Annotated in this window: 11 protein-coding genes; 3 read left to right on the top strand and 8 right to left on the bottom strand. The window is 70.4% G+C overall.

The window, feature by feature from the left end; translation table 11 throughout:
- Both G3N92_RS08350 and G3N92_RS08345 read right to left on the bottom strand, forming a co-directional pair.
- A partial coding sequence (locus G3N92_RS08350; RefSeq protein WP_339385854.1) for a DUF6600 domain-containing protein occupies positions 1-978 on the bottom strand: 978 nt, incomplete at its 3' end.
- A gap of 445 nt (positions 979-1,423) precedes the next feature.
- Complete coding sequence (locus G3N92_RS08345; RefSeq protein WP_206126991.1) at positions 1,424-2,131, bottom strand: metalloregulator ArsR/SmtB family transcription factor; 708 nt, start codon at positions 2,129-2,131, stop codon at positions 1,424-1,426.
- Between the two features lie 136 nt (positions 2,132-2,267).
- Here G3N92_RS08345 and G3N92_RS08340 point away from each other — a divergent pair, with 136 nt between their 5' ends.
- The gene (locus G3N92_RS08340; RefSeq protein WP_206126990.1) at positions 2,268-2,417 is read left to right on the top strand and encodes a hypothetical protein; all 150 of its coding nucleotides are present in this window, start codon (positions 2,268-2,270) and stop codon (positions 2,415-2,417) included.
- Positions 2,418-2,493: 76 nt separating this feature from the next.
- Positions 2,494-3,003, top strand: coding sequence for an acyl-CoA thioesterase (locus tag G3N92_RS08335; RefSeq protein WP_206126989.1), 510 nt, complete (start codon positions 2,494-2,496; stop codon positions 3,001-3,003).
- Between the two features lie 75 nt (positions 3,004-3,078).
- Here the strand turns inward: G3N92_RS08335 and fumC are convergent, their stop codons facing one another.
- The 3 genes from fumC to G3N92_RS08320 form a co-directional block, all read right to left on the bottom strand.
- Positions 3,079-4,473, bottom strand: a complete 1,395-nt coding sequence (fumC, locus tag G3N92_RS08330) for a class II fumarate hydratase (protein ID WP_206126988.1) — start codon at positions 4,471-4,473, stop codon at positions 3,079-3,081.
- A 328-nt stretch (positions 4,474-4,801) separates the two neighbouring features.
- On the bottom strand, positions 4,802-6,190 hold the full coding sequence (locus tag G3N92_RS08325; protein ID WP_206126987.1) for an MATE family efflux transporter: 1,389 nt from the start codon (positions 6,188-6,190) through the stop codon (positions 4,802-4,804).
- Positions 6,191-6,339: 149 nt separating this feature from the next.
- On the bottom strand, positions 6,340-6,558 hold the full coding sequence (locus tag G3N92_RS08320) for an RNA-binding S4 domain-containing protein (protein WP_206126986.1): 219 nt from the start codon (positions 6,556-6,558) through the stop codon (positions 6,340-6,342).
- 385 nt (positions 6,559-6,943) lie between these two features.
- On the opposite strand from G3N92_RS08320, the gene G3N92_RS08315 reads away from it, so the two are divergent.
- Complete coding sequence (locus tag G3N92_RS08315) at positions 6,944-7,306, top strand: hypothetical protein (protein WP_206126985.1); 363 nt, start codon at positions 6,944-6,946, stop codon at positions 7,304-7,306.
- 138 nt (positions 7,307-7,444) lie between these two features.
- Here G3N92_RS08315 and G3N92_RS08310 read toward each other — a convergent pair whose 3' ends face one another.
- From G3N92_RS08310 to G3N92_RS08300, 3 genes are all read right to left on the bottom strand, one after another.
- On the bottom strand, positions 7,445-8,233 hold the full coding sequence (locus tag G3N92_RS08310; protein WP_206126984.1) for a DUF4088 family protein: 789 nt from the start codon (positions 8,231-8,233) through the stop codon (positions 7,445-7,447).
- Between the two features lie 373 nt (positions 8,234-8,606).
- Positions 8,607-8,945 (bottom strand): AzlD domain-containing protein, encoded by a 339-nt coding sequence (locus G3N92_RS08305; protein WP_206126983.1) that lies wholly within the window; start codon positions 8,943-8,945, stop codon positions 8,607-8,609.
- Positions 8,942-9,697 (bottom strand): AzlC family ABC transporter permease, encoded by a 756-nt coding sequence (locus G3N92_RS08300; RefSeq protein WP_206126982.1) that lies wholly within the window; start codon positions 9,695-9,697, stop codon positions 8,942-8,944. Before G3N92_RS08300 ends, G3N92_RS08305 begins: the two co-directional genes overlap by 4 nt.

Here is a 9,697-nt window from a genome sequence, read left to right as displayed (position 1 = left end):
GACGACGGGGCCGGGCACCCAGGCCCAACTGTCGTCGACATAGGCCCAACGGCCGTAGTGATAGGGCGCGAAGCCCCACGGCGCATCGTCGACCCAGGTCCAGCCCCATGGCGCCTGCCAGATCCAGTGGCCGGTGTGATACGGCGCCCAGCCCGCCGGCGTGCTGTTCGGCGTCCAGACCGCGCCGTATTCGGGCGTCTCGCGCCAGGTGCCGTTCGCGTCGAGATCCTGATAGCCCGGAATCTCGCGCGACACGTAGCGCGCCGAGATCGACCGATCCTCGGCCGCATCGCGCGCGGCGGCCCAGCGATCGAACGGATCGGCCGGCGGCGCGGCGTTGCTGGCGGTGCTCTGCAGGTTGGTGCCGGCGAACGTCAGTTGCTGGCCGGCCGCGATCGGGATCTGGCCCGCCTCGCCGTAGGCGGTCGCCGCGCCGCGGCGCACGGTGACGGTGGTCGAGGCGCCGTCCGGCGCGACGTCGACGCGGTAGTCGCCGGGGCCGTTCAGCGCGAGCGCGAGGTTCGGCGTATCGATCTCGTAGGCGCCGCCGGGCGCGAGCTCGCGCACGTGCGTCGACAGCGTGCCGACGCCCACCTTCAGTTGCGTGCTGCTGTCGTCGAGATTGAGGATCGCGAGCGAGGTCGACTGGTCGAGCCGCACGGCCGTCGAGCCGATATGCAGCTCCGAGCGCGCGCCCTGGTCGTTCCAGAGCTGGTCGCCGGTGGTCAGCGGGCGGTTGACGGTCGCATACGACCAGTCGCTCGCGCCGGCCGGCTCGGTGGTGACCGGGCCGGACAGGTAATCGAGCCGCGCGACGCGCGACGGCGGATCGCCGCCGGCCTGCGCTGCAGGCGCGCCGGTCGGCGCGGGCGGCGTCTGGGCGAACGCGGGCGGCAACGCGGCGGCGAGCGTCGCGATCGCGAGCAGCGTCGAGGCGGCCAGCGAGCTGAGGGAATACGGGGCGCGGAGCGAGGTCATGTCGGGCTCGAGATCGGATCGTCGCGGGTGCGTGCCTGCCCCGCGTGCGCCCACTGTACCCGCGCCTCGTGTATCCGGATCGCCGCTTTTGTAATGCGCGCGCGCAGGGCGTAACAAAGCATGTCGACGTTCGCGCTGGGCTTGCCGGGACGTCTTGCGGCGCGTTGTCGGATGTCGGTCGGCGGCGACTCGAAACGGCGTTGTCCGTCGGCCTTCGGCCAGCAGCGCCTCGAAGCCGTGTGGGCCGTCAGGCGTTGGACAGTCTTGCTTCGACGATGTGTAGTCATCAGCCATCGGCCGGCGGCGCTTCGAAGCGGTGTGGGCCATCAGGCGTTGGACAGTCTCGCTTCGACGATGTGTAGTCGTCAGCCATCGGCCGGCAGCGCTTCGAAGCCGTGTAGCCCGTCAGCCATCGGTCAGCCGCGTCTCGAAGCCGTCTAGTCCATCAAGCGTCGGCCAACAGCGCCTCGAACCGGCGCTGTCCATCCGGCGTGATGCGCAGCACGCGCGGCTGGCCGGCCGGCTCGACCCAGCGCGCGTCGAGCCAGGCGTCGAGCAGCGCCGCGCCGAGCGCGCCGGCCAGATGCACGCGCCGCTCGCTCCAGTCGAGGCAGGTGCAGGCGAAGCGCCGCTTGCGCTGGCGTTGCGCGCCGATGTCGATGCGCCAGCGCTGCGCGAACGCCTCCGCGCCGAGCGGCGTCACGTCCACCTCGCGCTCGCGGGCGGCCAGCCAGCCGCGTTCGAGCATGCGGTCGTAGACGCGCACGGCCAGTTCGCCGGCCATGTGGTCGTAGCAGGTGCGCGCGTGGCGCATCGCCGGCGGCACGGTGCGCGCCGCAACCGGCGCCGGGCGCGTGGCCGCCGTGGCCTGCGCGAGATTGGCGAGCGCCTCGATCGAGGCGGCGATGTCGGGCGAAGCGATCCGGTAATAGCGATGGCGGCCGCGCACCTCCAGCGCGAGCAGGCCGCCGTCGCTCAGGCGCGCCAGATGGGCGCTGCCTGCCGACGGCGACATCCCGGCGATCTGCGTCAATTCGCCGGCCGGTCGCGCGCTGCCGTCCATCAGCGCCCACAGCATCGCCGCGCGGCCGGGGTCGGCCAGCAGCGCGCCGATCCGGCTCAGGCCGGGAAAGTGCGGGTCGGTCGCGATCATGGGCGGCTCCTCGGGGGCGATGGGAATCCGCTCAGTGTAGGCGGGCGCGGCACGCAACGCTTCATCCGATCGTGAAACGTGGAATGCGCGGGGCGCCGCGTAGAATGCGGTCATCGAACTTCAAGGGACGGACATCATGCGCGGAACGATCAGGATGCTGCTGGCGGCGCTCGTGGCGGCCGGCTGCTGCGCGGGCTGCGCCAACGGCGGCGGCGCGTCGGACGGCGGCCACGGCAGCATCGAGATGTACGGCACGATCGACCAGGGCGTCACCGTCCACAACTGAGCCGGGCCGGGGGCCGTTCTCCGGGCCGCCCCGTATAATCGTCGCACCCACACGATACCGTCGAAACGGAGCCAAGATGTCGAACTCATCGCCCACCGCGCCCCTCGATCGCACCGAGACCGTGTTCCGTTTCCTCGCCGAGCCCACCTCGGTGAACTTCGGCGGCAAGGTCCACGGCGGTGCGTTGATGAAATGGATCGACGAAACCGCCTACGCCTGCGCGGCGATCTGGTCGAGCCGCTATTGCGTGACCGTCAGCGTCGGCAACATCCGTTTCCAGCGGCCGATCCTGGTCGGCAACCTGGTCGAGCTGAAGGCGCGCGTGGTCGCGACGGGCCGCACCAGCATGCACATCCACGTCTCGGTGCACGCGGGCGACCCGAAGGGCGGCGTGCTGCGCCAGACCACCGATTGCCTGGTGGTGTTCGTGGCCGTCGACGAGAACGGCAACCCGTTGCCCGTGCCGCCGTTCGTGCCGAGCAACGACGAGGAGCGCCGCCTCCAGCAATACGCGATGGACGTGCGCGCCGCGCTCGACAAGATCGTCGAGCTGAAGCCCGAGGAAGTGGCGAAAGGCACCGTCTGAACGGCGCGCTTTTCCAGCAAGACAAACGACAAGGCCGGCATTTGCCGGCCTTGTGCGTTGTGATGGCGATGCAGCTTAGTGGTTGCCGATCATCTCGTGCGGCTTGACCCACTCGTCGAACTGCGCGTCGGTCACGTAGCCGAGCGCCAGCGCGGACGCCTTCAGCGTCGTGCCTTCCTTGTGCGCCTTCTTGGCGATCTGCGCGGCCTTGTCGTAGCCGATGTGCGGATTGAGCGCCGTCACGAGCATCAGCGATTCGTTGAGCAGCGTGTCGATGCGTGGGCGATTCGGCTCGATGCCCACCGCGCAGTGATCGTTGAAGCTCAGCGCGCCGTCGGCCAGCAGGCGCACCGATTGCAGCACGTTGTGCGCGATCATCGGCCGGAACACGTTCAGCTCGAAGTTGCCGCTCGCGCCGCCGAAGTTGACGGCCACGTCGTTGCCGAACACCTGGCAGCACAGCATCGTCACGGCTTCGGACTGGGTCGGGTTGACCTTGCCCGGCATGATCGAGCTGCCCGGCTCGTTCTCGGGGATCGACAGCTCGCCGAGGCCGCAGCGCGGGCCGCTCGCGAGCCAGCGCACGTCGTTGGCGATCTTCATGAGGCTCGCGGCGACGGTTTTCAGCGCGCCGTGCGCGAACACCAGCGCGTCGGCCGCGGCCATCACCTCGAACTTGTTCGGCGCGGTCACGAACGGCAGTTGCGTGAGCTTGCCGATCTCGCCGGCCACGGCCGCCGCGAACTTCGGATGCGCGTTCAGGCCGGTGCCGACGGCCGTGCCGCCCTGCGCCAGTTCGTACAGATGCGGCAGCGTCGCTTCGACGTGGCGGATGCCGTGATCGAGCTGCGCCACGTAGCCCGAGAACTCCTGGCCGAGCGTGAGCGGCGTGGCGTCCTGCAGGTGGGTGCGGCCGATCTTGACGATGTCGGCGAACGCCTTCGATTTCTCGTCGAGCGTGGCGCGCAGGCGCTTGAGCGCCGGCAGCAACTGGTTGTGGATCGCGAACGCGGCGGCGATGTGCATGGCCGTGGGGAACACGTCGTTCGACGACTGGCCGCGGTTCACGTCGTCGTTCGGGTGAACCTTGCGCGACTCGCCGCGCACGCCGCCGAGCAGCTCGCTGGCGCGGTTCGCGATGACCTCGTTGAGGTTCATGTTGGTCTGCGTGCCCGAGCCCGTCTGCCAGACGGCCAGCGGGAATTCCTCGGGATGACGGCCGGCGATGATCTCGTCGGCGGCCGCGACGATCGCGCCGGCCTTGTCCTCGGCCAGCACGCCGAGTTCGCGGTTGACGCTGGCGGCCGCGCGCTTGATCAGCGCGAGCGCGTGGATCAGCTCGGGCGATTGCTTCTCGGTCGAGATCTTGAAGTTCTGCAGCGACCGCTGCGTTTGCGCGCCCCACAGGCGGGCGTCCGGCACGGCGATCTCGCCGAACGTGTCGCGTTCCATGCGTACTGCTTCGCTCATCTTGATGACTCCGTCACGAAAATTGGCTTCGCCGCGCGCGGCGGCGCGGCACGAAAGCGTAGGTAGGGACGGGCACCGTTCTGACGACGGCGTCCAGAGGCGACAAGCATAGCGCCGGGCGCGATTTTACGTCGGCTCGCGGCGCGGCGGGCAAAGGGACGGGTGGGCGTGCGGGTATCGGCGGCGCGGGATACTGGCTGAAGGCGGGAAGGCGGGAAGGCGGGAAGGCGGGAAGGCGGGAAGGCGGGAAGGCGAGAAGCGAGAAGCGAGAAGCGAGAAGCGCGGCCGGCGCGCCTCGAACGCGCGCGCCGTGTCGGCCGCCGGCCAATCAGTGCGCGCTGCCGCGCGCCGCGCGGGTCTTGCTGTGGAAGCGCCACGTCATCAGCACGGCGACGCTGGCCAGCCCGGCCGCCAGCCCCCACCACAGCCCGCGCGCGCCGAGCCCGACGTGGAACGCGAACCAGTAGCCGACCGGAAAGCCGATGCCCCAGTAGCCGAGCGTCGCGACGATCATCGGGACGCGCGTGTCCTTCAGGCCGCGCAGGCAGCCCGAGCCGACCGTCTGCATGCCGTCGACGATCTGGAACAGCGCCGCGATGGCGAGCAGCCGCGTGGCGAGCGCGACGGTGCCGGCGTTCTTCGGATCGTCGAGGTGCAGATAGAGCCCGACGATCGCGTGCGGCGCGGCGATCAGCAGCAGCCCCGACAGCGACATGAACGCCACGCCGAGCCCGATCGCCGCGAAGCCCGCATGGCGCGCGGCCAGCGGCGCGCCCGCGCCCATCCAGTAGCCCACCCGCACGTTGGCCGCCTGGCCGATCGCCAGCGGCACCATGAACATGACCGAGGCGACGTTCAGCGCGATCTGGTGGGCGGCCAGCGACGATTCGCCGAGCACGCCGATGGTCAGGCCGGTGGCGAGGAACAACGTCGATTCGACCCCGTAGGTGATCGCCACCGGCCAGCCGACGCCGATCAGTTCGCCCATCAGCGGCAGCTTCGGCCGCGACGCTGCCACGAAATGACGGAACGCCGGGCGGCCGTGCAGCAGCAGGATCAGCGCGACGGCCGTCAGCCAGATCGACAGCGTGGTGGCCACCGCCGAGCCGAGAAAGCCGAGACGCGGCATGCCGAACGCGCCGTGGATCAGCCCGTAGTTCAGCACCGCGTTGACGCCGACGCTCGCGATCGACACGCCCAGCAGCCGCCGCCCCGCGCCGATCGCCGGCAGGAACGCGCGCATCAGGCCCACGCCGATCAGGCTGCCGGGCGCGGCGAAGCACAGCACGCGGCAGTATTGGCCGATGTTGCGCGCCAGCTCGGCCGGCTCGTGGAACATCAGCAGCAGCGGTTCGGCGAACAGCAGCAGGACGATGGCCGGCACCGACAGCAGCAGCGAGAGCGCCACGCCCGTCCAGTAGATGTGCGGGATGCGGTCGTCTTCCTGCGCGCCGCGCGCATGGGCGACGCTGACGCTGACCGAGGTCAGCACGCCCTGCAGCACCGTGACCACCACGAAGAACAGCGTCGCGCCGAGGCCGCCGGCCGCGAGCGCGTCGGGGCCGAGCGAGCCGAGCAGCACGGTGTCGGTCACGCTCATCGCCATTTGCGACAACTGGGCGATCGCGAGCGGCGCGGCGAGACGGGCGGTGTCGGCGGCGTGACGGGAAAAGGACGGCGGCGCGTGGGCCGCGCGCGGGAGGCCGGGAAGCGACATGACGGGGCCGCGGGAAGGCAGGCCCGCGCTCTCTGTTGTTGTAGTGAGACTGCAAGCTTACGGGGTTCCCGAACGGCTGTCGAATTGCCGTACCGGGCGAAGGGACAACGGCGGCCGCGGCTCGGGCGGCGTTGCCGACGCTTGGGCGCTCAGGCCCCGTGAACGGCGATGCGCGTGTCCTCGAACAGCACCACCTGGCCCGCGCGGATCTTGCAGGTCTTGCGCAGCTCGGTCGCGCCGTCCACCTTGACGGCGCCCGAGGCGACCAGCACCTTCGCGGAGCCGCCGCTGTCGGCGATGCCGGTGATCTTGAGGAGGTTGTGCAGTTCGACGTAATCGCCGGTCAGCGTGAAATCGAGGTTGGGCATCGGTCGGTGCGCGCGAACGGCGCGCGATGTGTAAAAAAGCAAGGCTCGCATCATAAGCCAGCGCGGGGCCGCGGGCGAGCACGGCGCGCGAATCGGCCCGATTGGCGGGCGTTTGCAAGGAACGCGGGGCTGGTGCGGAACGGGAACGTTCGCTGCGTCGGAAACGGAACCGGAAGCGAAACGCATGTTTCCCGGGCGCGGGCCGACGGCCGATGTAAGCGGATGTATGTCAACCGTCAGCAAATGCAAGCTTGGGTAACAGTCGGCGTTTCCGGCGAACCGGCCGCGGCACGGGCCGGTCTGTCTACCAACTGCCGCATGTTGCGGCGGGGCGGTGCGGCCCGTTTCGATGGCCGCGCCGGCCACTTCCCCGAGGAGAAATGCTATGACCACGATTCGCAAAATGCTGATGGGCGCTGCGCTGGTGACGACGACCGTGTTCGCGGCGACTTCCGCGATGGCCCAAGCGGGCGGTGGCGGCGCGGCTGGCGCTGGCGGCCAGTCGGGCGGCACCGGTGGCAACGACGCCGCGCCGACCGCGCCGGGCAACGGCACGCCGCCCAACAGCGGCGCGATGAGCGCGCCGGGCGCCAAGCACACGATGAAGCATCACGCCAAGACGCGCGCCAACAGTTCGGCGCACGGCGCCAATTCGAAGGCGGGCGATGCGGTGAACGGCAACACGAACGGCATGTCGCCGGCCGGCAATGGGACATCGGGCACGCCGGGCACCGGCCAGTCGCAGTAAGCGGCGCGGCGGCGGGCCGGGACGCCGATCCGCCGCCGTGGCCGGGCCTGAAAACGGCAACGGGCCGGAGATCGCTTCGTGCGATGTCCGGCCCGTTGTGCGTGTGCGGCGCCCGAGCGGGCGCGGCGGTGACGGCGGTTACTGACGCTGCTGCGGCTGGCGCGCGGCCGGGTTCTGCGGCGCGGCCTTGGCCGGCGCGGGCACCATGAAGATGCCGCGCAGCCAGGCGGCGAGCCGCGTGAACACGTCGTGCGGCTCCTCGACGAAGATTTCCGGCTTCAGCAGGCGCAGGTATTCCATGATCTGCTGCGCTTCCTGCTTCTGGAACGAGCCATGCGACAGCCCGAGCCGCAACAGCCCGCGCAGCTCGCCGAGCTTCTCGCGCGCCGTGCTGCCCACGCTCATCTCGCAGGCCAGCTTGGCTTCGTACACGCGTTGGCGCAGCGATTCGGCCAGACGCCAGGCCGGCGTCTGCATGCGTTCCTCGAGCGTCTGGATGTCGTGCACGGCCGATTTGATCTGCGCGGCCAGCGGATCGACCAGCGAGGCGTCGCCCTGGGCTTCCGTGACGATCGCGGCGGCCCAGTCGTGGCAGGCCTTCAGCAGCTCGTCGGGGGTCCATTCGCTGCGCGAGGCGAAGCCGAAGCCGAACGTTTCGGCCTGACGCATCAGGATCTCCACCACGTTCGGGAATTCCTTGTCGAGCGTGCGCTTGGCCCAGGCGTACTGGCCGCCCTGCAACATGCGCTGCACGGCGTGCTCGGTGAGCGGCACCATGTTGTCGAGCAGCTTGGCGCGTAGGAAATCCTCGAACGAGGGCGTCGCGAACTGCGGATCGAGCTTCAGCGAGACACGCACGAACGCATCGAAATCCTTGCGCAGCGACGTGATGGTGTCGTCCTTGATCGACAGCGTGATATGACCCATGAATTTCTCGGAACGCGGTGGCTGCCGGCGTCGACCGCGCGCCGGCACGCGCCGCCCGCATCGGCCGGCCGCGGCTGATGCCGGCCGGCTCCGTCGCGATTGGCGCCAGGAGGGTTTTCCTCTCTTATCGGCGCGTGCGGACGAAACTTGAGGCCGCGGGCGGGGGCGTGTAGGTTCCGTGCGCGGCAGGCTCGGCCGGTTCGGCGGAGCCGGGTTCGGGCGGCCGCCGCGCGCCGGCGTACGCAGGCCGGGCCGCGGCGGGCCAGGATCCGCCAAGGCCGTGTTTGGCCCGCGAACGGTTCCGGCGGGGAGGCGGGGCAGCGAGAGCCGCAGCCGCAGCCGCAGCCGAAGCGGGGCGGTACGCCCCGAAGCCTCAGGCCGGCAGCCAGCGCGGCATCACCACGCCCTGCCAGACGAAGAACACCGCCAGCCCGACGGCGATCGTCAGCAATGGCCGGCGCGTGGCGGCCGAGACGGCCACCGCCGCCAGGCCGCCCACCAGTTGCGGATTGCGCAGGCCGAGTTCGACGCCGCCGCCGTGCGGCGCGACCGTCATCGGCACGATGATCGCCGTCAGCACCGTGACGGGCACGAAGCCGAGCGCGGTGCGCACCAGCGGCGGAAACACCAGCCGCTCGCCGAACAGGAACAGCGTCGTGCGGATCGCATAGGTGACGGCGGCCATGCCGAGCAGGATCAGGACATAGCTCACGATGCGGCCCCCGAACAGCGGCGCGCACGGACGTGATCGCGCAGCGACAGCGCCACGCCCACCGTCACGCCCGCCACCACGGCGGCCAGCAGGTTCAACTTGTAGGGCAGCGCGTGGCAGAGCTGGGCAATCACGCCGGCCGTGGCGGCCGCGGCCAGATAGCGGAACGCGGCCAGTTGCGGCACCACGATCGCGATGAACGTGGCGGCCATCGCGAAGTCGAGCCCGAGCGCCTGCAGGCCCGGAAACGCCGCGCCGAACAGCAGCCCGACCACGGTCCAGATCTGCCAGTTCACGTACATCGCCACGCCGGAGCCGAGGAAGTAGTGCGGCCCCATGTCGCCGGGACGCGTATGGCGGTAGCGCGCGTAGGCCACCGCGAACACCTCGTCGGTCATCAGCGCGCCGAGCGTGGCGCGCCAGCGCAGCGGCAGGTGCGCGACATACGGCGCGAGCGTGGCCGAATACAGCAGATGGCGCAGGTTGACGATCAGCGTGGTGGCGATCACGACCAGCGCGCCGGCGCCGCCGGCCAGCAGGCCGATCGCGATGAACTGCGCCGAGCCGGCGAACACGATCAGCGACATCAGCTCGCCGTGCCACCAGGCCAGCGGCCCGGCCGTGACGAGCGTGCCGAAGATCACGCCGAACGGCGCGGCGCCGACCATCATCGGGAACGTATCGCGCGCGCCGTCGGCGAATTCGCGCAGCGGGCGCGGCGCGGGGGATGGATTGGGGTGAGACGGGTTCAA

It is taken from the genome of Burkholderia sp. Ac-20379 (assembly GCF_017104645.1).
GTDB lineage: Bacteria > Pseudomonadota > Gammaproteobacteria > Burkholderiales > Burkholderiaceae > Burkholderia.
This window is presented reverse-complemented; position numbering and strand designations above follow the sequence as displayed.